The 25,702-nt window shown below is 66.4% G+C and carries 26 protein-coding genes and 1 pseudogene; 6 read left to right on the top strand and 21 right to left on the bottom strand.

Annotated elements, in window-relative coordinates:
- Window positions 1-62: 62 nt before the first annotated feature.
- The 7 genes from ACR652_RS12330 to ACR652_RS12300 form a co-directional block, all read right to left on the bottom strand.
- On the bottom strand, window positions 63-464 hold the full coding sequence (locus ACR652_RS12330; RefSeq protein ID WP_434506782.1) for a helix-turn-helix domain-containing protein: 402 nt from the start codon (window positions 462-464) through the stop codon (window positions 63-65).
- A 363-nt stretch (window positions 465-827) separates the two neighbouring features.
- A complete protein-coding gene (locus ACR652_RS12325; RefSeq protein ID WP_434506781.1) occupies window positions 828-1,100 on the bottom strand; it encodes a hypothetical protein in 273 nt (90 codons plus the stop codon).
- A gap of 118 nt (window positions 1,101-1,218) precedes the next feature.
- The gene (locus ACR652_RS12320; protein ID WP_434506780.1) at window positions 1,219-3,726 is read right to left on the bottom strand and encodes a fimbria/pilus outer membrane usher protein; all 2,508 of its coding nucleotides are present in this window, start codon (window positions 3,724-3,726) and stop codon (window positions 1,219-1,221) included.
- On the bottom strand, window positions 3,701-4,417 hold the full coding sequence (locus tag ACR652_RS12315) for a fimbrial biogenesis chaperone (RefSeq protein ID WP_434506779.1): 717 nt from the start codon (window positions 4,415-4,417) through the stop codon (window positions 3,701-3,703). The genes ACR652_RS12320 and ACR652_RS12315 overlap by 26 nt, the downstream gene beginning before the upstream one ends.
- Before the next feature lie 339 nt (window positions 4,418-4,756).
- The gene (locus tag ACR652_RS12310; RefSeq protein ID WP_434506778.1) at window positions 4,757-5,191 is read right to left on the bottom strand and encodes a Csu type fimbrial protein; all 435 of its coding nucleotides are present in this window, start codon (window positions 5,189-5,191) and stop codon (window positions 4,757-4,759) included.
- A gap of 186 nt (window positions 5,192-5,377) precedes the next feature.
- The gene (locus ACR652_RS12305) at window positions 5,378-5,857 is read right to left on the bottom strand and encodes a Csu type fimbrial protein (RefSeq protein WP_434506777.1); all 480 of its coding nucleotides are present in this window, start codon (window positions 5,855-5,857) and stop codon (window positions 5,378-5,380) included.
- Window positions 5,858-6,025: 168 nt separating this feature from the next.
- Complete coding sequence (locus ACR652_RS12300) at window positions 6,026-6,301, bottom strand: hypothetical protein (protein WP_434506776.1); 276 nt, start codon at window positions 6,299-6,301, stop codon at window positions 6,026-6,028.
- Window positions 6,302-6,387: 86 nt separating this feature from the next.
- Here ACR652_RS12300 and ACR652_RS12295 point away from each other — a divergent pair, with 86 nt between their 5' ends.
- The gene (locus ACR652_RS12295; RefSeq protein ID WP_434506775.1) at window positions 6,388-6,792 is read left to right on the top strand and encodes a surface-adhesin E family protein; all 405 of its coding nucleotides are present in this window, start codon (window positions 6,388-6,390) and stop codon (window positions 6,790-6,792) included.
- A gap of 1 nt (window position 6,793) precedes the next feature.
- On the opposite strand, the gene ACR652_RS12290 is transcribed toward ACR652_RS12295, so the two are convergent.
- The 8 genes and pseudogenes from ACR652_RS12290 to ACR652_RS12255 all read right to left on the bottom strand — a co-directional run bounded on the left by ACR652_RS12290 (window position 6,794) and on the right by ACR652_RS12255 (window position 11,992).
- Window positions 6,794-7,072, bottom strand: a complete 279-nt coding sequence (locus ACR652_RS12290; RefSeq protein WP_434506774.1) for a hypothetical protein — start codon at window positions 7,070-7,072, stop codon at window positions 6,794-6,796.
- A 98-nt stretch (window positions 7,073-7,170) separates the two neighbouring features.
- On the bottom strand, window positions 7,171-7,563 hold the full coding sequence (locus ACR652_RS12285; protein ID WP_434506773.1) for a VOC family protein: 393 nt from the start codon (window positions 7,561-7,563) through the stop codon (window positions 7,171-7,173).
- Between the two features lie 102 nt (window positions 7,564-7,665).
- A complete protein-coding gene (locus ACR652_RS12280; protein WP_434506772.1) occupies window positions 7,666-8,556 on the bottom strand; it encodes an SDR family oxidoreductase in 891 nt (296 codons plus the stop codon).
- On the bottom strand, window positions 8,553-9,305 hold the full coding sequence (locus ACR652_RS12275; RefSeq protein ID WP_434506812.1) for an N-acetylmuramoyl-L-alanine amidase: 753 nt from the start codon (window positions 9,303-9,305) through the stop codon (window positions 8,553-8,555). Before ACR652_RS12275 ends, ACR652_RS12280 begins: the two co-directional genes overlap by 4 nt.
- A 24-nt stretch (window positions 9,306-9,329) precedes the next feature.
- A pseudogene (locus ACR652_RS12270) lies at window positions 9,330-9,929 on the bottom strand (thiamine phosphate synthase); the annotation flags it as partial.
- A gap of 80 nt (window positions 9,930-10,009) precedes the next feature.
- On the bottom strand, window positions 10,010-10,804 hold the full coding sequence (locus tag ACR652_RS12265; protein WP_434506771.1) for a thiazole synthase: 795 nt from the start codon (window positions 10,802-10,804) through the stop codon (window positions 10,010-10,012).
- Window positions 10,805-10,815: 11 nt separating this feature from the next.
- Window positions 10,816-11,013, bottom strand: a complete 198-nt coding sequence (gene thiS, locus ACR652_RS12260; protein WP_434506770.1) for a sulfur carrier protein ThiS — start codon at window positions 11,011-11,013, stop codon at window positions 10,816-10,818.
- Window positions 10,976-11,992 carry an FAD-dependent oxidoreductase gene (locus ACR652_RS12255; protein WP_434506769.1) on the bottom strand — a complete coding sequence of 339 codons (1,017 nt, stop codon included), beginning with the start codon at window positions 11,990-11,992 and terminating at the stop codon, window positions 10,976-10,978. Before ACR652_RS12255 ends, thiS begins: the two co-directional genes overlap by 38 nt.
- Before the next feature lie 342 nt (window positions 11,993-12,334).
- On the opposite strand from ACR652_RS12255, the gene ACR652_RS12250 reads away from it, so the two are divergent.
- A complete protein-coding gene (locus ACR652_RS12250; protein WP_434506768.1) occupies window positions 12,335-12,895 on the top strand; it encodes a hypothetical protein in 561 nt (186 codons plus the stop codon).
- Between the two features lie 68 nt (window positions 12,896-12,963).
- Here the strand turns inward: ACR652_RS12250 and ACR652_RS12245 are convergent, their stop codons facing one another.
- On the bottom strand, window positions 12,964-13,485 hold the full coding sequence (locus ACR652_RS12245; protein WP_434506767.1) for a GNAT family N-acetyltransferase: 522 nt from the start codon (window positions 13,483-13,485) through the stop codon (window positions 12,964-12,966).
- Between the two features lie 416 nt (window positions 13,486-13,901).
- Here ACR652_RS12245 and ACR652_RS12240 point away from each other — a divergent pair, with 416 nt between their 5' ends.
- Complete coding sequence (locus tag ACR652_RS12240; protein ID WP_434506766.1) at window positions 13,902-15,470, top strand: 2-isopropylmalate synthase; 1,569 nt, start codon at window positions 13,902-13,904, stop codon at window positions 15,468-15,470.
- A gap of 57 nt (window positions 15,471-15,527) precedes the next feature.
- Here the strand turns inward: ACR652_RS12240 and ACR652_RS12235 are convergent, their stop codons facing one another.
- The 5 genes from ACR652_RS12235 to ACR652_RS12215 all read right to left on the bottom strand — a co-directional run bounded on the left by ACR652_RS12235 (window position 15,528) and on the right by ACR652_RS12215 (window position 21,701).
- A complete protein-coding gene (locus ACR652_RS12235) occupies window positions 15,528-16,838 on the bottom strand; it encodes a carbohydrate porin (protein ID WP_434506765.1) in 1,311 nt (436 codons plus the stop codon).
- A gap of 226 nt (window positions 16,839-17,064) precedes the next feature.
- Window positions 17,065-17,349 carry a hypothetical protein gene (locus tag ACR652_RS12230; protein WP_434506764.1) on the bottom strand — a complete coding sequence of 95 codons (285 nt, stop codon included), beginning with the start codon at window positions 17,347-17,349 and terminating at the stop codon, window positions 17,065-17,067.
- A 125-nt stretch (window positions 17,350-17,474) separates the two neighbouring features.
- Complete coding sequence (gene ppsA, locus ACR652_RS12225; RefSeq protein ID WP_434506763.1) at window positions 17,475-19,925, bottom strand: phosphoenolpyruvate synthase; 2,451 nt, start codon at window positions 19,923-19,925, stop codon at window positions 17,475-17,477.
- A gap of 103 nt (window positions 19,926-20,028) precedes the next feature.
- On the bottom strand, window positions 20,029-20,685 hold the full coding sequence (locus ACR652_RS12220; protein ID WP_434506762.1) for a phosphoribosyltransferase: 657 nt from the start codon (window positions 20,683-20,685) through the stop codon (window positions 20,029-20,031).
- The gene (locus ACR652_RS12215; RefSeq protein ID WP_434506761.1) at window positions 20,673-21,701 is read right to left on the bottom strand and encodes a hypothetical protein; all 1,029 of its coding nucleotides are present in this window, start codon (window positions 21,699-21,701) and stop codon (window positions 20,673-20,675) included. Before ACR652_RS12215 ends, ACR652_RS12220 begins: the two co-directional genes overlap by 13 nt.
- A gap of 86 nt (window positions 21,702-21,787) precedes the next feature.
- Between ACR652_RS12215 and ACR652_RS12210 the strand changes: the two genes are divergently transcribed.
- The 3 genes from ACR652_RS12210 to ACR652_RS12200 all read left to right on the top strand — a co-directional run bounded on the left by ACR652_RS12210 (window position 21,788) and on the right by ACR652_RS12200 (window position 25,687).
- Window positions 21,788-22,837 (top strand): alpha/beta fold hydrolase, encoded by a 1,050-nt coding sequence (locus ACR652_RS12210; RefSeq protein ID WP_434506760.1) that lies wholly within the window; start codon window positions 21,788-21,790, stop codon window positions 22,835-22,837.
- Complete coding sequence (locus ACR652_RS12205) at window positions 22,834-23,820, top strand: ribose-phosphate diphosphokinase (protein WP_434506759.1); 987 nt, start codon at window positions 22,834-22,836, stop codon at window positions 23,818-23,820. Before ACR652_RS12210 ends, ACR652_RS12205 begins: the two co-directional genes overlap by 4 nt.
- 70 nt (window positions 23,821-23,890) lie before the next feature.
- Window positions 23,891-25,687 carry a PHA/PHB synthase family protein gene (locus ACR652_RS12200; protein WP_434506758.1) on the top strand — a complete coding sequence of 599 codons (1,797 nt, stop codon included), beginning with the start codon at window positions 23,891-23,893 and terminating at the stop codon, window positions 25,685-25,687.
- Window positions 25,688-25,702 lie beyond the last annotated feature (15 nt).

Here is a 25,702-nt window from a genome sequence, read left to right as displayed (position 1 = left end):
GCCCGACGACTCGCAGGTTTTCTTGATGACCAGCCGGGCGCAGGCTCGAACAAGCGACCCGGTCACAGACAGATCGCCGGCTTTCCATTGATCTCCTGAACCTGCCAGCCCGCGCTTCCCTGCTTCCGGATCCAGCCCCGCTCCTCAAGCGACTCGAGCTTTCGACGAACGGTTTCCTTCGGAATATCCAGCTTGTGCGCCAAATCAGAGAGCTTGAAGGTCTTCGGCTCGGGCGCGTCGCCGGCGTAGGAAAGCGCGTCTCGCAAATATTGGCGCTGCATGAGGGCGAGGATGAGCGTTTCCTGAATATCGTTGTCGAAGAGTTCGCAAAACTCCGACAGCATGGAGACAAGAAGAAGCACCGCGTTAAAGTCTATAACGCCGCACGCGCCCGACTCCGGTCCCCGATGACTGAGCTCTCGCAGTTTCACGAGCGAGAGAGCGGTAAGATCAAGCGCGGCCATGTTACAATTCCCCTCTTGCCCAGAGAATGATGGTCATGGGCGAGGTTATGTCAGGCGCACGCGGGCCGAAAAGCTTGGCCGTTGAATTATCTGGAGCTGTCCGGTCTCGCGAAAAGTCAGCATAAGCACATAGTCGGTCGAGGCTTTCCCAAGAATCAGCCAAACTGTGGGAGCCCAATTTGGGCGCTGATAATGGTCAAGATCAAGATTGCAAGGCAAAGCTCTAGCCTTTCAATCTTGACCTTCGCTATTGGCTCAGCGTCGCGGGAGGCTGAGAATGTAACGCCCTCCGGCGCGCTTCGGCAAACCGACCCGACATGCGGCGGTCATGCCCGGTCTCAGTCCATCAGACCGGGAATCGCTTCAGAGACCGGGGCCCGGCGCGCCCGCGCCCAGGCCCGGCCGAACGCCAACTCCGCGCGCGCCGACGCCAACGCCACGCTGAAGTCCGACGCCCGGCGCGCCTGCGCCGAGGCCGGGGCGAACGCCGACGCCCGGCGCGCCCGCGTCGGGCACAGCCACCGCTGTCGGACCCGGCTTGATTGGCCTGCGCACAAAGACCGCTTCGGCGGCCGCCTCGCTCGCAAGGGCGGTGACGAGCCCCGCACAGAGAAACAGTTTCAGATAGGCCTGCATGATGGCTCCAGTCGAGCTGCGGGAGGCGCGAACATCGCACAAGTTCATATCGTATTTGAATAATTTCGCACCGACAAGCTTTGGTCCGCGCGCCTCGGCCCATGCGCGGCGCGCGGCTTCACCGACACACCACGGGGATGCTCTTGCCACCCTCCGGCGGATAGGAAAATTGCGCACGGCACTCGTTCATGCCCAGAGACGCGACGAGTTCATTGTCCGGCTCCGGGTTCGGCGCCCACAGGCGGCCGTCATAGCCAACGATCAGCGCTTCTCCGGAATTGGCGACGGTCACGCGCGTTCCGGCCGGAAGAAAGGCGCCCTTCTCGTCCCGGACGATCACGACGACGCCGGATTGGCGGCGCTTGCCGGCGAAATCCACGGCGACGCCGGCGCCGCGCGCGGGTCGAACGACATGTTCCGACTCGGCGACCATGCGATCGATGGGCAGGGTCTTCACGTCGATCGCCAGCCGATTCTGCTCGAAGGCGCGCAGATTGGGCACCAGCAGCGTGCCCAGCATGTTCGTCCGCCCGACCGGCCGGTTCTCGGACAGCACCAGAACGTCCGGCGCGCCCGCGTTCACCAGCGCGAAAGCGTCGCTGATGCGATTGCCGAGACCAACGCCGGCGCCCCAAATGGCGGCCAGCGCGCCTTCCGCTTCGGCGTAGCCGCCCAGCCGCCGACCCATCTGGGACGCCCCGGCCTCGACCCGACCATATTCATGACGGTATCCGAGCGAGGCCTCACGATAGGCGCCCGAGCCCTGAGGCCCCGCGTTGCGCACGCGCCACCCCCAGGCGCCCGGCTCCTGTCCAATCGTCCGCCCGGCGTCGACCATCAGCAGCGGATTCTTGTCGCGCATGGCGAAGGACGAGGAGATCGAGCTCCCGTCCGTCTTGCCGAGCGGCATGGAAAATCCGGCAAAGACGCTGCGCTGCCAGGGATTCTTGAAATCATAGGTGACCGCGACATAGCCCGTGATCGAGTCGAAGAAGGTGCGCGTCGCGCCGACGCTGACCATCTGCGAGTTGAGCGCGCCTGGCCCCTGGGACACATTGGCCAGCGCGATATTGATCATGGTCTTGTCGTCCAGGGGCAAGGGAAAGCTGACAGAGGCGCGGTCCAGCGCCCGGGCGGGCCGCTGACTATTGTAGAAGGCGCGCGCGTAGCCCTGGAAAGAGCCCCCCGAAAAGGCGTTGGTCGGGTAATATGGATAATAATTATAGGGGAAGCTCAGGGAGAGAAACTGCCCGTATACGTTGGTGTTGGGCGAGGTGACGGAAACGAGATCGTTGTAAAGGCCGAACGAGCGCTGCGACGACAGCGACACGGTCACTCCGAAGAGACGCGTTTCGAGACTGCCGTAGACAAGGGCGCCGATGTCGCCGCGCCAGTAGCTCGCGCCGCCAGCGAGAGTCATCACCGCGCGATCGAGGATGCGCAGATTTGCGCCCGCGCTCGCATTGCCGAGCCCCGAGGACGAGGTTTCGCCATGCGCCTCGAGCGTCGCCCAGTCCGCGACGCCGCCGCGCAAGGAGCCCGACGCGACCGCCGTGCGTGCGTAATGATCGGACTGAAGCGCGTAATACTGCCGCGGGAAGCCGGCCTCGAAGGACCAGTCCCACAACCCTTTCCTCAGAATTTTGCTGCTCACGACGAAAGGCGTCGCGGTCTCGATGATCCGGCCGGTGGCGTCGCGGGTCACGATGCGCGTCGTCCCATTGCCCGAGACGGGAATGCCGCTGATGCGGTACGGGCCCTCGTCGACCGGTTGCGACAGCGCGAGCGTATTGCTGACGTAGACGTCGACCGTAGTCGGCGCCGCCGCGGAGCCGCTGATGGACGGGAGCGCCGCCGTGATCAAATCCGGCCGCAGGCCGAAATTGCGCTGCGCCTGCACGCCGCCCAATCGCGCCGGCCGCGCCCAGGCCGGTCCCGACGTGATCGTGTCGCCGACGACATAGTTGATCATCCGCTCGGGGTCGGCGTACGTCCAGTTGGTGTCCAGACGCACCTGCGTGAATCGGTTCGCGAGGGTGGAGCCCACGATCGCGCCCGATTTCACGGTGCCATATTCGGAGAACACACGGCCGTCGAGAAGGATCGACCCGCCCTGATAATCAATGCCCCCGCGCGGGTCCTTCATCACCGATGTGCGCAGATGATAGTTGAGCACGCCGCCCAGTGAGGCCTCGAGCGACGATGGTTGCGCCGCCTCATGACTCGGGAGCCCCTCATACACGCGCTCGGCCAGGGCGCCCTGCGCGAGAGTCCGCCGAATTTTCTGCGCCGGTTCGTCATAGTCATAGGTCAGGCCGTCGATGTCCGCGAGCGCGATCTCCTCTTGCGGATCGCCCTGCCCCGGCGCGCGCACGCCGATTCCCTCGAGTTCGGCGCGCGTCGAGGCGAGGCGCCCATCGCCGCCCAGCACGAATTCAGCAATAAGATTGCGCGGGCGGCCGTTCAGGATGACCTCGAGTTGCAGCGACCTCCCGGCAGCCGCGAGAGGCGCCTGCCCCTCCTGCGCCGCGGCCGCAATGGGCGCGGCCGTCAGCAGACCTATCAGGAGCGACAGGAAAAAACGGGTCCTGGCGGGCGCGTCAGTGATCTGCAACCGTCGCGGCATCGATCGGACCCTGATCGCTCTCGGCGATCACCGTCGCCGAGCCGCCCGAAAACCCTTTCGTCGGGGGCGAGGTGAACTCGACCTCGGAATGCCCGAGCGCATAGCCGATGAGCCCTCCCCCGAAAGACACGGTCGCGCCCTTGGCGTCTCTCAACTTGAGCGACGAGATGCGCACGTGCTGATCCCCGTCGTTACGCAGTTTGAGAACAATGCGGCCATTGTTCTTGTGGAAGCTCCAGACGAGATTCGGCGGCGCGCAGTCGGCGTTGCTGAAAAAGACCGGGATCGAATAACGCATCGCGAGCGTGATGTTGCTGGACGGCCTGGAGTTGGGCGCCGGCAATTCATCCACGATCAGGCGATACGCTTCTTCCTGCGTCACGGGCGTCGGATCGGTGCGCACGATGCGCACAGTGTAATTCTGTCTGGAGGACAGCTCCGCGAGCGGCGGGCTCGCCACGACGGCGTCGGTCTCTTCGTAGACGTCATGACCATCGACCTGACGCCACCTGTAGATGCGCAATTGCGCCGACAGAGGGCGCTCGTCGATGTTTTGCAAGGTGACGGACGACGTCGTGCCCGGCGCCGCCACCGTCACCGACACGGGCGAGACCTGCAACGCCGCGCCCGACGCATCGCCCATCACGGCAAGACCCAGCAGTCCCGAATAGACTAACGTCGCATATTTCATATCGCCTCCATTGGGATGGTTTCTTTTGACGGCGCCTCGCAGCCGCATCGCCGTCCGGCCCCCACCGCGACGGCCGCAACCGCCGGCGCTGTCGCCGGCCGCGCCGATTGACTTCCCCGCTTCATCTTCAGTTTCCTGCAACAGGACGCTCCCGAAGATTCCTGTTGACAGTTAAGCTCAAGTTTTTAAGGCCGGGTTAAGCATGTTGATCATTTTTGCGCGCGCGGCGCTTGACAACGATCCGCGCGAGGCGGCGGTCCTGCTGCATCCATCCAAGGAGACGCCTGCGGGCGCGACGCGTCGTCGCGATCCGTGAGGCGAGACTTCAGTGTGAATGGGTCAATACGAGACGACGATCTGGACGACGTCGGAAAACACGCCAGGCCGGTAATTCTGCAACGGCACGACGCCGGCGCCCCGGAAAATCTGGTTGCCCCCGGCGCCGACGCCGGAGACGGTGTTGGCGAGATCCCAGGGGGCATTCTGATAGGTCAAAGTGTAAGTAACGTAATTGCCCGCGGCCGACTGCATCCTGCGGGTTCCGCCGGCGAAATGAGAGCCGTCCCCCAGACCGACGCGATAGGGGACGCCGCGCGTGCATTTGACGGCGATCTGAAGCGTCCGGGAAATCTGGGCAGATATGATGGTGAAGGCGCCGAATGCGAGATTGCCTTGCGCCGAGGCGACGCAGGAGGTGATGATGTCCATGCTCACATTGAACGGCCGCGTGATGGATTGCAGCGCGATGGCGGCGTTGCAAGAGCCGGCGAACATCACGGATGTCAGAAAACATCGAAGGCCGCCGCGCATTCTTTCGCTCCGTTTTGAGCGCGCCGATGGGCGATCACGGCTTGTGAGGAGAGAACATCTTTTACAGGGCTTCAACGCGAGCGCATCTGATCGCGCGAGAAGCGCCAGGCGCGGACTTGGGGCCGCGCCCGGCGTTTGAGGTCGACTGCGTCAATAGGTGACGACCACCTGGACGACGTCCGAATAGCTGCCGGGCGCAACCGACTGCTGCGGCACGCGGCCCTTCACGGTGAACGTCTGGTCGACGCCCGTACCGGTGCTGCTCACCGTGCTGGTCGACGTCCAGGGAGAGTTGTCGGGCTTGAGAAGCTCGTAGGTGATGAATTTCGTGTTGTCCGCGGCATTGACCATACGGCGGGTGGGGCTGAGGAAATTATTGCCGTCCCCAAGGCCAATCTGATACGCCGTGCCCTGCGTGCATTTGACGGTCAGCGACGAATTCTGCGTGACGTCGGCGCTCATGATGCCCGACGAACCAAACGCCAGATCGGTGGCGGCCGAGATCGCGCAAGCGGCGTTGATCGTCATGGTGACGTTGAACTGACCCGTCACCGTGGTGACCGCCCCAGCGACGTCGCAACTGCCCGCAAAGATTCCCGCCGCCAGAATAATACGCAATGTTTTGTGCATGTTTCACTCCTGTCAACCGCGCTCTCGAAGCGTCGTGTTTACAGTTAAGCTGAAGCATTTAAGGCAGGGTTAACCCAAAAAGAAAATTTCAGGCGGGCGCGCCGTCGCCGTCTCCCGTCAGGCCTTGACACATCATTTTTAGAGAAGGGCCGCGCGGCGGCGCCCCTGTCACAGCGACAGATAAAACCAGGTCACAACAGCCGCGATCATCACAACCGCCATCATCAGCGCGGCGGCGATCCACACCCTGAACAGTTGCACTGCGGCGGGCAGCGCGGCGTTCCTTTTTGTCGCGCGGATATAAATGGCAATGAGAAAGACGGCGACGAAGCAGATGTAGAGGGAGATCAGCGCGGTTGCCTGCGCGCTGTAGGCTTGCGCCGCTTCCGCCGATGGCGCGCCGTTGAAGATCGCGACGACCAGGTCCTTGAGCGAAGCTCTCACGGGCGGCCGCTCCCCGCTTCGTCACACAGGCTTGTCTTTTCGGCGCCGCATGACAAACTGCGATGATTGAGCCGGGACATCATGGCATGCGTGCACACCCCCTCTCTCCGCTTGTCGCGTTTCTGCTGTGCGCGTCGCCCGCGCTGGCCGAATGGCGCCTTGCCGGACAGGACGACTTCTCGACGATCTATTATGATCCCGCCTCGCGTCGCCTGCTCGCCGGTGGCGTGATCGTCCTGCGCGCGCTCACCGATTACGATCCCGCATCGGCGCAGGCGACGCCGTTCGGGCTTTCGGAGAAAGGCCTCTCCGAAATCGAGACGGCCGTCTTCGATTGCGCCAAGGGCGCCTATCGCTCGGAGGGCGGAAGCTGGTTTGCGGGGCATATGGCGACGGGCTCCGTCAGAAGCGACTATCCCGGAAAGCCCGGGTGGTCGAAAGTTCCGTCCTTCTATGCAAGCCTCCTCGCGAGAGCCTGCGCAGGCGAATGAATCAGTCGATGAAACGGCCGGCGGCGTCGGGCAGGCTGAAGCCCGCGTCAATGACGTAATAGGCTCCGATGACCGCGAGCCCGAGATAGGCGAAGCGCCCGGCGTAAGGGATGAGCGTCGCCAGAAAGACGCCGATCAGCGCCAGCCACCAGGACAGGCCGAACCAGCGCATGAGCGTGACCACGCTCAAGGGGATGGCGAGCAGCGAGAGCAGAAAAAAGGCGGCGCCGAGCGCCATGCCGATCGGCTTTTGCAGGTGCTGCGGAATCTTGTCGAACATGCGTCGGGCTGTCCTCCCGGCGGCGACTGTAGGAGGAAGCGGCGCGGCGGCATAGCGCCGCCGTGGCCGCGATCCCGCCAAAATTCGCCAGGAGCCCATCAGGCCGGGCGGGGCGTCATCCAGGCGACAATGGCGCCGCCGGGCTCGGCGAGCACCGCCATGCGGCCGACGCCGGGGATATCGAACGCATCCTTGCAGATGCGCGCGCCGGCCGTGACGGCCTTGCGCAGACGCGCGTCGACGTCGTCGACGGCGATATAGGTCATCCAGTGCTCGGGCGCGCCCTCGAAGGCGGCGCCCTTCATTTCAAACATGCCGCCGACGCGCGCCGCGTCCGACAGGATGATCCAGTAGGTCATGTCGGGCATGGTCATCGCTTCATAGCGCCAGCCCAGTGTTTCCGCATAGAATTGCTGGGCGCGCGCCACATCGTGGACGTTGAGCTCGCTCCAGCACACGACGCCATGCGTCGCCGGCGTTTGATCGGCCATCTTTCCCTCCCCGCGCCGCCCTCTCGCAGGCAGTTTAGCCATTGGCGGCGCACTGTCGATTGCGCCTTTCGAAAGGGCGTGGCCGGTTCGGAGCAACGCGCGTCAGGGCGCGTTCGAGAGGCTCTTGCGGATCTCGTCGAATCCCAGGCGGCGCGCCACCAGCCAATCGAGGACGCGCGCGGGCAGCAGGCGCTGCACGATCGAACCGAAAGCGCGCTTCCCCAGCACGGAGATCCGCAAGGGCGGGCGCGGCGCGGTCAGCGCGCGATAGACGGCTTCCGCGACATGTTCCGGGCCGACGGCGGCGCGGCCGTTCTCCACGGCCCATTTCTGGACGCGCCGCGCCGCCGGGCCGTAGATCGTGTCGTCGAAGGCGCCGAAGCCGGCGTCCTCGGCCTTGTCCCAGATCGGCGTCGAGATCATGCCCGGCTGTATGACGATCACCTTGATCCCGTAGGCCATGAGTTCGCGGCGCAGCGCGTCGGACAGGCCTTCGAGAGCGAATTTGGAGGCGTTGTAGGAGCCGAAGAACGGCTGCGCGACGCGGCCCGCGACCGAGCTCATGTTCACGATGCGCCCGGGCGGCCCGCCCTGCGGCGCCCGGGCGCCGAGGAGCGGCGCGAAGGCCTGGATGACCTGCATCTGGGCGACGACATTGACTTCGAGCTGGCGTCGCAGCTCGCTGATCGGCACATGCAGCAGCGGTCCCGGCACGGCGACGCCGGCGTTGTTGACCAGTCCGGCGAGCGTCCGGCCGCCGAGCCAGGCCTCGACCTCCTGCGCGGCGCGCGCCACGGCCGCGCCGTCGGTCACGTCGAACAGCAGCGGAGCAAAATTTTCGCCGAATTGCGCGGCGTGACGCTTCGCGTCGGCCTCCTTGCGAACGGAGCCGAAGACGAAGAAGCCCCTTTCAACGAGCAGCCTGGCGCAGGCCTCGCCAATCCCCGTCGACGCGCCGGTGACGACCACCGCCTGTTTCACGTCCTCGCTCATTCGACATTCCCCCTGCGTTCGAGAAGGCGCGTCAGCGCCTCGACCGTCGAGGCGTCGGCCCGTCCGTCGACGCATTGCGGCCGGTAGTGGCGCTGAAACGCCGCGACGGCGGTGACCGTGTCCTCGTCATAGATCCCGGTTTCGATGAGCTTGTAGCCGAACCGGTTAAGCCGCCGTTGCAGCCGCGCGACAGCCTCGCCCGACATGTCCCGCTCCATCGCCGCGCCGCCGACGGGCGCGGTCTCGACGCAGACGCCGATCCCGGCGCGGGCCAGCGTGGTCCAGGGGAAAAACTCTCCGGGGTCGGTCTTGCGGCGCGGCGCAATGTCCGAATGGGCCAGCACGCGCTCGGGCGCGATCCCGCGCCGCTGGCAGACATCCCGCGCCAGCGCGATCACCGCGTCAATCTGCGGCTGCGGGTAGGGACGCGGATCAATGTGGCCCGGATGCACAATCTCGATTCCAATGGACGCCGAATTCAGATCGATTTCCCCGGCCCAGTAGCTTTGGCCGGCGTGCCAGGCGCGCCGCTCCTCCGGCACGAGCTGCAACACGCGCCCGTCGTCCTCGACGACATAATGGGCCGAGACTTCATGGATCGGCGAACAGAGGAGTTCGAGCGCCCCTTGCGACGTCGGCATGCCCGTATAATGCAGCACCAGCGCGGAAATCGGGCGCGTGCGCGGGCCGTGGTTGGGCGAGGCGAGAACCTCCGCCCGGGCGTAATCGGGACGAAACCGCCGCGTCAGCTCCGGCGCGTCGCGCCAGGGGGCGGTCGCCGCGACCCATTCGACGGCGCGTGACGGGGGGTCGGCGGCGCGCAGGACGTCGGTGACGACGCAGGCGCTATCCGCCCCTGCCGCGAGCGCGAGACAGGCGCGCCCCGGCGTCAGGCCCCCGATGGCGACGAGGGGGATGTCGCCCATGCGCTGCTTCCAGACCGAAAGCCTTCCCAGCCCCTGCGGCGCAAATCTCATCTGCTTCAGCAGCGTCGGCCACACAGGTCCGAGCGCCACGTAATCGGGCGAAACGGACAGGGCCCGCTCGAGCTCCGCCTCGTCATGGGTGGAGACGCCGAGACGGACGCCGTGACGGCGCAGGGCCGGAAGGTCGGCGGCGTCGAGATCCTCCTGCCCCAGATGAACGAAGTCGCAGCCTTCGTCGATCGCGAGCCGCCAGTAGTCATTGACGACAAGGTGCGCGCCCGCCGCGCGGCACAGATCGCGCGCGCGCTGGATTTGGGCGCGGACCTCCGCCTCCGGGCGATCCTTCACCCGCAACTGCACGAGCTTCACCCCGAGCGGCAGCAGGCGCGGCAGCCAGTCCGAATCATCGACGATCAGATAGAAGGGATCGAGGCTCTGTGCGATCAAAGGGGGCTCCTGGAGCGCGGGCGCGGACAGGCGTTCGGCCGGGAATGGCGGGTTGAGGGGGATGCCCCCCGAAGCCTCGTTCAGGCGGCGCCCCCGAAGGGACGGCCGATCACCGGCGTCGAGGGCTCGGCCATGTCGCGGGGCGTCATGGCGCCGGCGCGAAACGCCAGCCGTCCGGCCTCGACGGCCTGGCCAAAGGCTCGGGCCATCGTCACGGGATCGCCGGCGCGCGACACCGCCGTATTGAGCAGCACGGCGTCATAGCCCATCTCCATCACCGCGGCCGCATGGGAGGGCGCCCCCAGCCCCGCGTCGACGACGAGGGGAACGCCGGGAAAATGCGCCCGCAGCGCCCGCAGCGCGAAGGGGTTGTTGACGCCCCGCCCCGAGCCGATCGGCGCCGCCCAGGGCATGAGCAGGCCGCAGCCGGCGTCGAGGAGCTTTTCGGCCACGACCAGATCGTCCGTCGTGTAGGGGAAGACCCTGAAACCGTCCGCCGCCAGCGTCTTCGCCGCCTCGACGAGGCCGAAGACGTCGGGTTGCAGCGTGTCCTCCTCGCCAATGACCTCGAGCTTGATCCAGTCGGTTTCGAACACCTCGCGCGCCATTTGCGCCGTGGCGATCGCTTCCTTCGCCGTGCGGCAGCCGGCCGTATTGGGGAGCACCCGCACGCCGGCCGCGCGGATCAGGCTCCAGAAGCTCTCCCCGGCGCGCGAGCCGCCCGCCTCGCGGCGCAGCGAGACGGTGACGATCTCGCAGCCCGACGCGTGAATGGCGTCGCCGAGAATCGCGGGCGACGGGAAGCGCGCCGTGCCGAGCAGGAGGCGGGAGCGCGATGCGACGTCGTAGAGCGTCAGCAGGTCGGTTGGCGGCATCGGCTCGACCCTCAGCCGCCCTGCCGGGGCGTGACGATCTCGACGGCGTCGCCTTCCTGCAGCAGGGTCTGTTCACGATCCCTGTCGCGCACGAATTCCTGGTTCACCGCCGTGCCGATTTTCTGGTTCTCGTAGCCCAGTTCGCGCAGCAGCGCCTCCAGCGTGGTGGCGTTAACCTCCCGCGGGCGCCCGTTCACCTGAATCCGCATCCATGACCTCCGGAAAATAGGCCCCGCGCACCACTGCTTCCGCAGCGCGGCGCGCCAGCGCCGGAGCGAGCAGGAAGCCGTGCCGGTAGAGCCCATTGATATAGACCGTCCGGCCGCGCCGGATAAGGCGGGGGAGATTGTCTGGAAAGGCCGGCCGCACGTCCGAGCCCGTTTCGACGATTTCCGCCTCGGCGAAGGCGGGGTGAATGGCGAAGGCCGAGTTGACCAGCTCCACCACCGAGCGCGCCGTCACCCGCGCGCGCTCCTCATTCTCGATCATGGTCGCGCCGACCATGAACAGCCCCTCCCCGCGCGGCACGACATAGACCGGGCGGCGCGGATGCAGCATGCGCACCGGCCGCGCGAGCGAAATCTCCGCGCTGCGCAGCAGGATCATCTCGCCCTTCACGCCCCGCAGTTTGGGCAGCGCGTCGCGGGCGAAAAAGCCGCGGCAGTCGATTGTCCAGTCCGGGCGGGTCGTCAGCGCCTCGGGCTCCTGCCCGAACCGCAGCGTCACATTCTCCATTTCGGCCAGACGCGCCGCGAGCGCGGCCATGGTGGCGCGCGGATCGAGATGGGCCTCCTGCGGGAAGAACAGGGCGTCGTCGAAGCGTCCTTCGAGGTCGGGCTCGAGCGCCGCGATCCCGGCCGCGTCGAGCCGCTCGTAATGATCCGTGCGGCGGGCGAAATCGAAAAGCTCGGCGCGCTCGCGCGGCGGAGCGACGACCAGGCTGCCCGCCACCGTGGCGGCCGGCGCGTCGCGTGTCCAGAACTCCAGCGCCTCGCGGCCAAGCTCGGCGACGATCGGCTCGGCGCTTTCGAGTTCGCACCATGGCGCGATCATGCCGCCCGCGAAGCGCGAGCAGCCCAGCCCGGCCGCCGTCTGGCGCTCGACGAGTTCGACCGCGACGCCCTCACGCGCGAGCATGAAGGCGGCGCAGAGTCCGGCGACGCCGGCACCGATCACCCGCGCGCGCATGGCCCGCCCCTGAAGCGTGAAAAGCGAAACACCATCCCTCCGCCAGCATTTGAACTGGATCAGGTTCTAAGGGTCGCGACGCCCGGCGCCCCTGTGCGACGCCCCCGCAGCCTCTCAGCCCCGTGGCGGCGTCGCACGCCGCCGGGAGGGGCTCCCCCGGCGGGCGCAAGAGTCGCGCGAAACGCCCCGTCCCGTCAAGCGCCGCGTCGGACGGCCCGGCGGCGGAGATTGGCGCGTCTGTGGCCGCCTGCGCCCTTGCAAGAAAGAGAGGGATGGCCCACCTTCCGGCAGAACGCGCGCCATAAACAACAGGCAGGCGCGCACATAGGGGAGAGAAAACAGATGTTTTTTGCCATCAGGACGGGCGGCCTCCGCCTCGCGCTGGCGTCGGCGCTCGTCGCCGGCGGGCTCAGCCTTTCCGCGCCGGCCCAGGCCGCCAAGCTCGGCCCCTATTTCCCGATCCCGAATGGCTTCAACCTGAACGGGGTCGCCCGCGACGCGCTGTTGAACATTCAGGCGAGCTGGCTCAGGAACGGCCTGGACAATCTCGAAAAGGCGAAGAAAGAGGCCGAGGCCGCCTTCGAGAAGGACAAGAGCCCGGCGACGGAGGCCAAGGTCAAGGATCTCGACAAGCAGATCGAGGAGACCAGGGCCGAGATCGCCGTCGCCTCCGACACGACGCCCGGCGAGTCCCAGAAGGCGCGCAAGGACAAGCTCCTGACGAACGTCAATCAGTGGATCAACGAGCTCGATCACATGGCCACGGAGCAGATGAAAATCGCCATCATGTCCGATGGCGGCGCGGCCATGACCGCGGAGAAGATGAACCAGCAATATTCCCAGTTCGCCGACGATCTTCAGCACGCCAAGCGCGATCCGAGCGTCGAAAACTGGGGCAAGTGACGCCAGGCTTCAACGCAGACCCGTCCTCCTCCGGGAGGGCGGGCTCCGCCGCCTGACGCGCCGAGAGGTCAGCGCACCGGGGCGGAGACGAATCCGAAGGCGACGCGGGTGAGCATGTCATTGCCGAAGCGCTCTTCCGCGCGGCGCACGGTCTGGCCGCCGAGGCTGCGATAGAAGGCCAGCGCCTTCTCATTGTCGGCGAGCGCCCAGACAATGGTCGACAGATAGCCGTGCTCGGCCAGCTCCCGCCGCGCCGCGCCGAACAGACGCTGTCCGAGGCCGACCCCCTGATATTGCGGCGAGAGGTAGATTTCGAAGATTTCGCCTGAATAGGGCATGGACGGCACGCGGTTGCGCCCATAGGTCGAATAGCCCGCGATCCTGTTGTCGAAGTCGAGCACCAGCAGGCCCGTCCCTCGCTCGATGGCCGACAGCCACCACGCCGGACCCCGCCGCGCGATCATCTTTTCGAGTTCGACTCCCGGAATCACGCCGCGATAGGCGTCGCGCCAGGACGCGTCATGGACGCGGGCGATTTCCTCGGCGTCGCCGGGTCGGGCGTGGCGAATGGAGAAAGCGGTTTTGACCATGGAGGGATGTTAGGGCTCATGTCGGCGCCAGGGCAAGAGCCCCCATCGGCCAAAAACGATAAAAAACAAATGCGGTAAGGCTTAACTTTTCTTAATGTCCGAAGAGCCTTCCTGGCGCCGTGCGATTGGGCGGCCTTGCGGCTTGCCTGAGCGGGCGGCTTTGCCTATCCTTGGGCGATCCGGCTTTCCGCCGTCTTGCGAGGACTTCGAATCGTGGCCGTCGCCGCCGCCACAGACAGAGCCGACACTGCGTCCGCGTTGCGCGTCGCGACGCTCGAGACGCGCTTGCGCGCGGGCCTGCTGCTGCTTCGTCGCCCCTGACCGCCCGCAGGGTTCGCGCCCAGGCCGTCAGGGGATCAGACGCAACCACGATCACGCCCGAGACGGGCGCAAGCAGCTTTCAGGAAGTTTCCGACATGACCCATCCCGCGAACGGCTCCAAGGACAGCGAGCGCGTCGTCATTTTCGACACGACCCTGCGCGACGGCGAACAATCGCCCGGCGCCTCCATGACGCTGGAAGAAAAGCTGGAGGTCGCCGACCTCCTGGACCAGTTGGGCGTCGACATCATCGAGGCGGGCTTTCCCATCGCCAGCCCCGGCGATTTCGAGAGCGTCGCCGAGGTCGCGCGGCGCGTGAAGAACGCGTCCGTCGCCGGCCTCGCCCGCGCATCCGAAAAGGACATCGACCGCTGCGCCGAGGCGCTGCGCGACGCCAAGCGCCCGCGCATCCACACCTTCATCTCCACCTCGCCCGTGCACATGAAATACAAGCTCCAGATGGAGCCCGAGCGGGTGCTGGAGCTGGTCGCCTCCTCCGTGACCCGCGCCCGCAATCATGTCGCGGACGTCGAATGGTCGGCGGAGGACGGCACGCGCACGGAACTCGATTTTTTGTGCCGTTGCGTCGAGACCGCGATCAAGGCCGGCGCGACGACGATCAATATTCCCGACACCGTCGGCTATACGACGCCGCAGGAGTATGAACAGCTCTTCCGCGCCGTGCGCGAGCGCGTGCCCAACGCCGACAAGGCGATCTTCTCGGTGCATTGCCACGACGATCTGGGCCTCGCCGTCGCGAATTCGCTGGCGGGCGTGCGCGGCGGCGCGCGTCAGGTGGAATGCACGATCAATGGTCTGGGCGAACGCGCCGGCAACGCCGCGATGGAGGAAGTCGTCATGGCGCTGAAGACGCGTCACGACTTCCTGCCCTATCACACGAACATCGACGCGAAGCTGCTGACGCGCGCCTCGAAGCTCGTGTCGGCGGTGACGTCCTTCCCGGTGCAGTACAACAAGGCGATCGTCGGCCGGAACGCCTTCGCGCATGAGAGCGGCATCCATCAGGACGGCATGCTCAAGAATGCGAACACCTATGAGATCATGACGCCCGAGAGCGTCGGCGTGTCCAAGACCTCGCTGGTCATGGGCAAGCATTCGGGTCGCCACGCCTTCCGCGAGAAGCTGAAAGAGCTGGGCTATGATCTGGGCGAGAACCAGCTCAACGACGCCTTCAACCGCTTCAAGGATCTCGCCGACCGCAAGAAGTTCGTCTACGACGAGGATCTGATCGCGCTCGTCGACGACGAGATCGTGACCGCGCATGATCACATCAAGGTTCTGGCGCTGATGGTGATGGCCGGCACGCATGGCCCGCAATCGGCGGCGCTGACGCTCGACATCGAAGGCGACAAGGTCACGCATCAGGCCACCGGCAACGGCCCCGTCGACGCCATCTTCAACGCCATCAAGGCGCTGGCGCCGCATGAGGCCACGCTGGAACTCTATCAGGTCCACGCCGTGACGGAAGGCACGGACGCGCAGGCGGAAGTCTCTGTGCGTCTGTCCGAGGACGGAAAGTCGGTCACCGGCCGCGGCGCCGATCCGGACACGCTCGTCGCCTCGGCGCGCGCCTATGTGTCGGCCTTGAACAAGCTGATGGTGAAGCGCGGCCGCGCCAAGCCGGAAGCCATGCAGGCGGTGTAAATCTCCGCGCGTCTCGCCTCTCCCCGCGCAGCGGAGAGAGGCGGTCCGGTCGGCGGCTCAAAACTTTGTCTGCAACCGCAGCGCCATGACCGTCTCGCGCGGCCTCAGCGCGTTCCAGGGCTCCACCACCTGCAAATCACCGGTGAGCCTGAGCCACGGCGTGACGGCCCAGTTGTAAAAGGCCTCAACGCCGCCTTCGCTGCGCCGGTACAGACCGCGCTGCGCCAGCCCCGAGAGAAGCGGCTGCGTCAGCCCATAGTGGAAAAAGCCGACGCCCCATTTGTCGTCGGCGCGGCCCGGCAGAAGATTGTTGCCGGCAAGACCCGCCAGCATGCTCCATCTGACCGGATTGGGATTGCCGTCCGAAAGCGTGGCGAGTCCGAACAGGCCCCAGCCGACGTCGGGATTGTCCGGGTCCTGCACGAGATATTGCTGCACGGCGTAGGAGGCGAGCCAGAACCCCTTCTTCGTCACCGGCTGACGCGAGGCGAGACGCGCGCGCAGATCGTCGCTGTCGTCGAGATCGAAACCGCGCGCATTGCTGTAGCCGCCCCGCAGCGTATGAAAGCCGTGCAATCCGAGGATCTGCACGGGCGCGGTGACGCCGCCGACAACGCCGACGCCGCGCTCGAAGGGCCGTTCCAGCACCCGGGGATTCTGGGCGTTGCGGGGATCGGCGACAATCAGCGTGAAGGTCGCAAGTTGCGTTTTCAGCGTCGCGACCCCGCCGAGAATATAGGGCGGCGAGACGATCAGCCGATCCGCCAATGTGCCCGGCGAGGCCACGCCGATGCCGGTCGACGGCAGGGCGAAGGCGCGGTTCATGAAGGTTTCGAGCCCGCCGCCGCCGATGAGCGGCGTCTGCGCGGCGACGGTCATCAGGTTGAACTTGCCGGCGCTGATCGAAAGCTCCTTGCTGAGCTGCTGGCTGACCACCAGCGACAGCGCCGAATGGTAATTATCATTCGCGATAAACGCCTGGGCCGCGTTCACCGGGAGCAGCGCGTAGTCCTTGTTGTTTATGTTGCGGCCGAAATACTGCTCATATTGCGCGCTGACGCGCAGGCCCTGCCACAGGCCGAGCTTCTCGGCGTCGATCTTGAGAAAGGCGTCGAGCTTTCCGCCATAGCGCGAGACGCCGCTGTTGCCGCCCGCGGCTATCCCCTGGAAGAATTGCGTCACCCACACATCCGCGTCGATCCCGTAGCGCCGAAGCTGCTCCTTCGGGCCTCCCGGCGTATCGGCGATGGATTTCTGTTTGAGAAACGAGACGGACTTTGGTTTCTGTGGCTTCTGGGGCTCGTCGGCGTGGGCGGGGAGAAGAGCCGCCGCGAGCGTCGCCAGAGCTCCAAGCAGCCGCTTTTTCAAGACCTCTCCCCCTGCACTTCAGTAAGTGCAAGCGAGACTGCATGTTTCTTGCGCCCGCCACAAGAGCGCCAGCGCAACAACTTCGAGGCAAATGAGCAGGGCGACGGCGCCGCTTGCAATGTGACGACCCGCGCCTACCTCTTCAAGGAGCCGGCGGTTCAATCCGCTGGAGAAAAACGGCCCGAGCGCGGATGTACCGCCGGGCCGTTTTTCACTTTCTGGCGCCCTACCAATGGCGATAGCGGCGCCAGCCGTAGCCGTAATGGCGATGATAGGGATGCCGCCAGCCGTAGCGCGGGCCATGCACATGGCCCGCATAGGACCAGACGCAGCGGCCCCAGCGGTTGCAGACGCGCACGGCGTGAACGTCCTCGGTGATCGGGGGCGGCTCCATGCCGACCTTCGCGACCGGCATGGCGGACGCGGCGCCTCCGGCAAGCGCCGCGAAGCCGACGGCGAACAAGGTTGAAAGCGCCAGTTTGACAGGCATGCTCATGACAGTCGTGCTCATGGCAATCGTCCTTTTTCCGGGCTGCGCTGTCAGCCGCATGCGCAGCGGCGGGCGTTGAGACCGCGCTTTCGGCACGAGTGCGCGGTTCAACGGAAACTGTCGCCGCCTGCCGGTCTTTCAAGCCCTCATGCGCCAGCGCGGCCGCCTCCCACACGCCCGAGCGTCTTCTCCAGTTCGACGATGCGCATGGTGGTCTTGAGGATCGTGTCCGGATTGAGACTCATGGAGTCGATGCCGAGACGCACCAGAAACTCCGCCATCTCCGGGTAATCGGACGGCGCCTGGCCGCAGATGCCGATGTGCCGACCATTGCGCTTCGCGCCCTCGATGGCCATGCGCAGGATCGTCTTCACGCCCTCGTCGCGCTCGTCGAAATCAAAGGCCACGACTTCGGAGTCGCGATCCACGCCAAGCGTGAGCTGGGTGAGATCGTTCGAACCGATCGAGAAGCCGTCGAACTCTCGCGCAAAAGCGTCGATCAGAAGCACATTGTTGGGAATCTCGCACATCACATAGATCTCGAGCCCGTCCCGGCCGCGTTCGAGACCGAGCTCCGCCATGAGCGCGAGCACCTTTCCGGCTTCCTCCACGCGCCGGCAGAAGGGGATCATCAGCCTCACATTGGTGAGACCCATCTCTTCACGCACCCGCTTCATCGCCGCGCATTCGAGCGCGAAGCCCTCCCGATATTTGGGATGCGCATAGCGCGAGGCGCCGCGAAAGCCGATCATCGGATTGTCTTCCACATCCTCGAACGCTTCGCCGCCGATGAGCGAGCGATATTCATTCGTCTTGAAATCCGACATGCGGACGACGACGGGCTTGGGATAGAACGCCGCCGCGATGGTTCCGACGCCTTCCGACAGGCGCTCGATGAAATAAGCGCTCGGGCTCTCGTACTGCGCCGTCAGCCGCGCGATCTTTTCCCGGTCCGCGTCGCTCCTGACGGCCTCGGGGTGAATGAGCGCCATCGGATGCACGCCGATGGATTCGTTGATGATGAACTCCATGCGCGCCAGGCCGACGCCATCGTTCGGCAGCGCCGCGAGTCCGAAGGCAAGCTCCGGATTGCCCACATTCATCATGACATGGGTGGCGGGCTTTTGCAGGCTGGTCAGATCCGTCTCGACGACGTCGAAGGCGATGCGCCCCTCATAGACCCTGCCGACGTCGCCTTCCGCGCAGCACACCGAGATGATGTCGCCTGTACGGATGACGCGGGTGGCGCAATCCGTGCCGACGATTGCCGGGATGCCGAGTTCGCGCGCGACGATGGCGGCATGGCAGGTGCGCCCGCCGCGATTGGTGACGATGCCGGCGGCGGATTTCATCACCGTGCCCCAATCGGGCGACGTCGTGTCGGCGACGAGGATTTCACCGGGAACGAAGCTCGACAGTTCGCGCACATGTTCGATGACGCGCGCCGTCCCCACGGCGATCTTCGCGCCCACGGCCCGGCCCTCGACCTTGAGAGCGCCGTGCGACTTGACGTGATATTCCTGAATGACGTTGCGCTTCCTGCGCGAGGCCACCGTCTCCGGCCGCGCCTGCACGATGTAGAGCCGCCCATCGACGCCGTCCTTCGCCCATTCGATATCCATGGGGCGATGCTGGCCGGCCCTGGCGCTGTAATGCTCCTCGATGACGATGGCCTGTCCGGCGAGCGTCAGCGCCTCGGCGTCGCTGATGCAATATTTCTGTCTTTCCCTGTCGTCCGTCGGAATGTTGCGCGTCGTCACGCGGCCGCGATCGGAAAAGATCATCTTGATCTTCTTGGGCCCGAGCGACCGTTTCAGAATGGCCCGCTTGCCCTGCGCATAGGTCGGCTTGAACACATAGAATTCGTCGGGATCGACCGCGCCCTGCACGACGTTTTCGCCCAGCCCGTAGGCGCCGGTGATGAACACCACGTCCTCGAAGCCGGTCTCCGTGTCGATGGTGAAGATGACGCCCGAGGCCGCGAGGTCGGAGCGCACCATCTTCATGACCGTGACCGAATTGAACACCTTGAAGTGATCGAAGCCATTGTCGATCCGGTAGCGGATCGCGCGGTCGGTGAAGAGGCTCGCGAAACAATGGCGCACGGCGTCGAGGACGGCCGCCTCCCCGTGAATGTTGAGATAGGTGTCGTGCTGGCCGGCGAAACTCGCCGTGGGCAGATCCTCGGCCGTCGCAGAGGAGCGCACGGCGACGGACAATTCGGGCCCGTATTCCGCGACGAGCCGCTTCATCCCGGCGCGTATGTCGGCTTCGACCTCCGCCGGCAGGCCGGCGCTGTAGACAATGTCGCGCGCGCGCTTGGCGCGGCGGGCGAGGTCATCGACATTATCGGGATCGAGCCCGTCGAGCGCCTCCTTCAGCGGGGACCAGGCCCCGGCGGCGTCGAGCGCCTGGCGATACCCCTCGGCCGTGACCGCGAAACCATTGGGAACGAGAATCCCCCGCGCCGTCAACTCGCCATACATTTCGCCGAGCGAGGCGTTCTTGCCGCCGACGAGCGGCACGTCCCCAATTCCGATTTCGGAAAAGAAGCGAACATAGCGGTTCGTGCAAGCGGGCTGGATCGTGTCAGTCATATGAAAACCACTTCGTTCGAGCTGCGTGGCGCTGAATCAGGGTTCCTGAATAGACCTCGAGTTTGACAGGGATTGGCAAGCCCGGCGCGACGGCGTGAGGCATTTAGCCGCGCGCGGCGCCGGACCCGTAGCGATCGAGCAGGGCGATGACCTCCGTGTCCTCGGTCTGGCGGAAATCGGCGTAATAGCCGCCGACGCCGCGAAACCAGTCGTGCGCCTCGAGACAGACGATCTCATCCGCCTCGGCGGCCAGCGCGTCGAGCGCTTCGGTCGAGGCGACGGGAACGGCGAGGATCAGGCGCTTGGGCGCCTGCGCGCGCACCGCCCGCAAGGCGGCGCGGGTCGTCGCCCCGGTGGCGACGCCGTCATCCACCACCACGGCGACGCGGCCCTGCGCCTGCGCGCGCGGCCTCTCGCCCAGATAAAGGGCCCGGCGGCGCTCGATCTCGGCGCATTCGCGGGCGCAGGCCTCGTCGAAGCGCGCGTCGCTCACGCCCAGCACGTCGATGACGTCCTCGTTGCGGACGACGACCGGCGCGCGGCCGTCGGCGACGGCGCCCATGGCCAGCTCCGGCTGATAGGGGGCGCCAATCTTGCGCACCAGAACAAGGTCGAGCGGCGCGCCCAGCGCCGCCGCGACCGGCGCCGCGACGGGAACGCCCCCGCGCGGCAGGGCGAAGACGACCACGTCCTCGCCCCGCAACCGGGCGAGCTTCTCCGCGAGCCGCCCGCCCGCCTCTTCCCGATTCAGGAAAGCCATGACGACTCGCCTCCAAGCAGCCGGTCAACGATGGAAAGATAGCGCTGCGCGAGCGGCGTCCATTTTTGCGGCGTGCGCGGCGCGGGCTCGAGCAGATGCGCGAAGGACAGCCTCGCGCGCAACGCGGCGCGCCACGCGCCGTACAGGACGACGAGCGCCATGGGCGCCGGCCTGTCGAGACGCGCCGCAAGGCCCCTCGTCAAGCGGCCCAGCAGATGCGGCGCGCCAAGCTGCGCGCATTCGACGCCCAGGAGCGCAATCTCGTCGAAAGGGTCGACCTGACGCAGCGCGTCGTTGAATTCGAGACAATCGAAGATGACGATGGGCGCGTTGAGGCAGACATGCTCCGGGCGCAGGTCGCCATGGCCGTCGACGACGCAACCGTCGAGCGCACGCGCCTCGAGCGAGGCGCGCGACGCGTACAGACGCGCGTCGAGCTGATCGAGCAAAAGCTCGGCCCGCGCCTGAAGGGGGCGTTCGGCCTGCGCCAGAATCTCACGGTTGAGCCGCATCTCGCCCGTGAATCTCGCGACATAATCCGCGGCGGTGATCGTCGAGCGCCCGGCGCCGCGATAGAATTGCCCCAGAGTGTCGCAAAGCCCGTCGAGCTGCGCGTCGGTCACGGCGTCGCGGGCGATGAGATCGTCGAGCATATGCTCCTGCGGCAGACGGCGCATCTCCACGAGCCAGTCCACCGCCTCGCCGCGCCCCCCGAGCGCGAGCCGGCCGTCGTCCGCGGTCAACGGCAAGACGCCGAGATAGACGTCGGGCGCGAGACGCCGGTTGAGACGGACTTCGGCGCGGCAATCCTGCGCGCGGGCCTCGATGGTGGAGAAATCGAGGAAGGGATAGCGAACCGGCTTCTTGAGCTTGTAGGCGCGCGCGCCGCCCAGAAACACATAAGACATATGCGTCTCGACGACCTCGACCGAGGCCGGGCGCGGGACGTAGGCGTCGGGCGCGCCGAGAAAACGCACCTTGTCGGCGAGAGAGACATGTTTTGTCATCGTCACCATGCAGCCGCTCCGCTGGCGCTCAGCGCCGTCGCCTTCCCGCAAATATGACATATGATAGGCCGCCTCGGAGCGGGACGAAAAAGGCGATGCCCTGGGACAGTTGGACGCGGCAATTCTGGGCCTGGCCGCTGGCGTCGCTGGACATGTGGCGGCTGGCGCTGGCGCCCGACCTCGGGGCGCCGCCGCAATGGACGACGCCCGCGCGTCTCGCGCTCGAGCTCGCGGCGCTGCGCCTGTGGGATTTTTCGCCTGGCGACGACGCTGGCGCGGCGGTCCTGGTCGTGTCGCCCTTCGCGTTGCACGACGCGCGGATCGCGGACCTCGCGCCGGGCCACAGTCTGATGGCGGCCCTGCGGGACAATGGTTGCCGCCGCCTTCATCTCATCGAATGGAAATCGGCGACTCCCGCGACGGAGCGTCATGGCGTCGACGATCTGCTCGCCGCGCTCAATGTCGTGGTCGACGATCTCGGCGCGCCGGTCGATCTCGTCGGCCTCTGTCAGGGCGGATGGCTGTCGCTCGTCTACGCGGCCCGTTTTCCGGCCAAGACCCGGCGCCTTGTCGCCGTCGGGACGCCTGTCGACGTCGAGGCCGCGCCCTCCGCATTGTCCGCGCCCGTCGCGCAAACATCCGAGGCGACGCTGCGTCATCTCATCGCCGCCGGCGGCGGCTGCATGCGCGGCGCGCATATGGCCCATGTCTGGCCGCGCGAGGCCGACGAGGAGGCGCGGCTGGCCGACTCGCTCGAACTCGCGCCGCCATTCGACGACCCCCTGACGGCGCCGATCGCCGCCGCCTTTCAGGCGTGGGACCGTCGCACGGTCGATCTGCCGGGCCCTTATTTCTGCGAGGTCGTGCGCCATCTCTACCGCGAGAACGCGCTGGCGAGAGGCGCATTTCCGGCGCTCGGCAGAATGGTCGACCTGCGCGGGCTCGACAAGCCGCTGTTTCTGCTCGTCGGCGAGACGGACGCGATCGCGCCGCCGGCGCAGGCGCTGGCGGCGGGGCGGCTCATTGGGGCGGACATCGAAACCGCCCGCGCCCCCTGCGGCCATCTCGCATTGTTCATGGGGCGCCGAACGCTCGCGCGGCAATGGCCGCGCGTCGCCGCCTGGCTGCGAGAGGAGGGGTCATGAAGTCCTTGCTGATTTTTGCGCTTGGATCGAGCCACGCCTTTGGCGCGGAGGTGGCGCGGCGGCTCGGCGTGGCCTGCGCCCCGCATGAAGAGCGCGCGTTCGAGGACGGCGAATACAAGCTGCGCCCGCTGGCGAGCGTGCGCGGCGGCGATGTATACCTCATCTTCAGCCTGTACCGCGAAGCCGGCGCGAGCAGCGCCGAGAAGCTTCTGAAGCTTCTTTTCTTCATCGGCGCGCTGAAGGATTCGGGCGCCGCGCGCGTCACCGCCGTCGTCCCCTATCTTGCCTTTTCCCGCAAGGATCGCCGCACCAAGCCGCGCGATCCGATCACCACGCGTTACGTCGCGCAGCTTTTCGACGCCATGCGCGCGGACGCGGTCATGACCATCGACGTGCATAATCTTGCCGCCTTCGAGAATGCGTTCCGCTGCGAAACCATCCCTCTCGACGCCCATGCGCTGTTTGCGCGCCATCTGGCCCCGCGCCTCGGCGACGCGCCTGTCGCGGTCGTTTCGCCCGATCTGGGCGGCGAGAAGCGCGCGGAACTTTTCCGCCAGAAGCTCGAATCCCGGCTCGGACGCCCGGTCGCCAAAGCCTTCATGGACAAGACCCGCAGCGAGGGGCGCGTCACCGGCGAGCTTTTCGCCGGCGACGTCGCCGGCCGCGCCGCGATCATTCTCGATGATCTCATCGCCGGCGGCGGCACCATTGCGCGCACCGCCGCGGCCTGCCGCGCGCATGGCGCCGCGTCCGTCCACGCCGTGGCGACGCATGGCGTCTTTACCGAAAAAACCCCCGCAACCCTCATGGGCGCCGGGCTCGACGCGCTTCTCCTCACCGACTCCGTTCCGCTGACCGATACGGCGGCGCTGACGCTTCAGGATCAACTCGCCGTGCTTCCGCTCGCGGAGCTGTTCGCCCAGGCGATCGGGCGGCGACACGGGAACGGCTCGATTTCCGATTTGTTGGCGAACGGGCCGTAGGCTGCTGTCGTCGAAGCGCTACAATTGGGCGCTTTACTCGCGGCAGCGCCGATCCAGCCACAGGAACGCCATGAGCAATTCACTGAAACGCCGCGACGGCGGTCCGCTGGAGCGTCGCGCTGCGCCGCTGCTGACGCCGCTGCTGCGGCCACAGTCCTTCGAGACCGTGGACCGCGTCGCGCAGGCGACCGCCGCCCGCTTCACGCATGGCATTTCGCCGCATGCGCAACTGTCGGCCTGGATCGACTGGGCCGCGCATCTGGCCCAGTCTCCCGGACGCCAGATGGAGCTTGCGGCGGAGGCGTACGCCGCGACCGCGCGGCTCGCGCATTTCGGTTTGCACAATCTCGTCAGCGACCGCGCCGAGCGGCCCTTCGCCCCCGAGCCCGGCGATCATCGCTTCGACGATCCGGCCTGGGGCGCCTTCCCCTGGCTCTTCATCGAACAGGCGTTTCTTGCGCAGCGCCAGTGGTGGCGCAAGGCGACGCGCGAGACGCGGGGCATGCGCCCGAACACCGCCGCGCGCGTCTCCTTTCTCGCGCTCAAATATCTCGACGCCTTCTCCCCGTCCAATCTGTTCTGGTTCAATCCGGTCGTGCTCGACCGCACGCAGCGCGAGGGCGGCGCCAATCTCGTGCGCGGGCTGGAATATTTCATCGACGACCTTCTCGACGCCGCCACGCAGTCGAACGGCAACGGTAATGGCTTCGTCCTCGGCAAGGACGTCGCCGCGACGCCGGGCGAGGTGATCTATCGCAATCATCTCATGGAGCTGATCCAGTACAGCCCGGCGACGGAGACGGTTTACGCCGAGCCGCTGCTGATCGTTCCGGCGTGGATCATGAAATATTACGTGCTCGATCTCGCCGCGCATCACTCGCTGGCGCGCTATCTGGTGGAGCGCGGATTCACCGTCTTCATGATCTCCTGGCGCAATCCCGACGCGCGGGACCGCGACACTGCGCTCGACGACTATCGCACGCAGGGCGTGATGGCGGCGCTCGACGTGATCAACGCCGTCGTTCCCGGCCGCAAGGTTCACGCCACCGGCTATTGTCTCGGCGGCACGCTGCTGTCCATCGCCGCCGCGACCATGGCCCGCGACGGCGACGACCGGCTCGCCTCCATCACGCTGCTGGCCTCACAGACGGATTTCAGCGAGCCGGGCGATCTGATGCTCTTCGTCGACTGGGCGCAGGTCGCCTTTCTCGAAGACATGATGTGGGATCAGGGCTATCTCGACACGCATCAGATGGCCGGCGTCTTCATGGCGCTGCGCTCCAACGAACTGTTCTGGGCGCGGGCGGTGAAGGAATATCTGCTCGGCGAACGCGACCCTCCGACCGACCTCATGGCCTGGAGCGAGGACCAGACGCGCATGCCCTACCGCATGCACGCCGAATATCTGCGCGGCCTGTTTCTCGAGAACCGGCTCACCGCCGGGCGCTTCGCCGTCGAGAATGAAGTCATCACGCTCAAGGACATCGCCGCGCCCATGTTCGTCGTGGGCACGGAGACCGATCACATCTCGCCCTGGCGCTCGGTCTACAAGGCGCATCTGTTCACCGACACGGACATGACCTTCGTGCTCACCAACGGCGGCCACAACGCCGGCGTCGTCTCCGAGCCCGGCCATCCCGGGCGGCGCTATCACATCGGGGTGCGGGCGCGGCGTGAGCCCTATGTCGGCGCGGATCACTGGCGCGAGCGCGCACGGCTGATCGAAGGCTCCTGGTGGCCGGCCTGGGCCGCCTGGCTGGAACAGCGCAGCGCGACGGAGCGGACGCCGCCGCCCCCCATGGGCTCCCAGCAAAAGGGCCATGTGCCGCTGGAGCCGGCGCCGGGACGCTATGTCCGGCAGCGCTGAGCGGGCGGGGCGGGA

Source organism: Methylocystis sp., assembly GCF_051061225.1.
GTDB lineage: Bacteria > Pseudomonadota > Alphaproteobacteria > Rhizobiales > Beijerinckiaceae > Methylocystis.
This window is presented reverse-complemented; position numbering and strand designations above follow the sequence as displayed.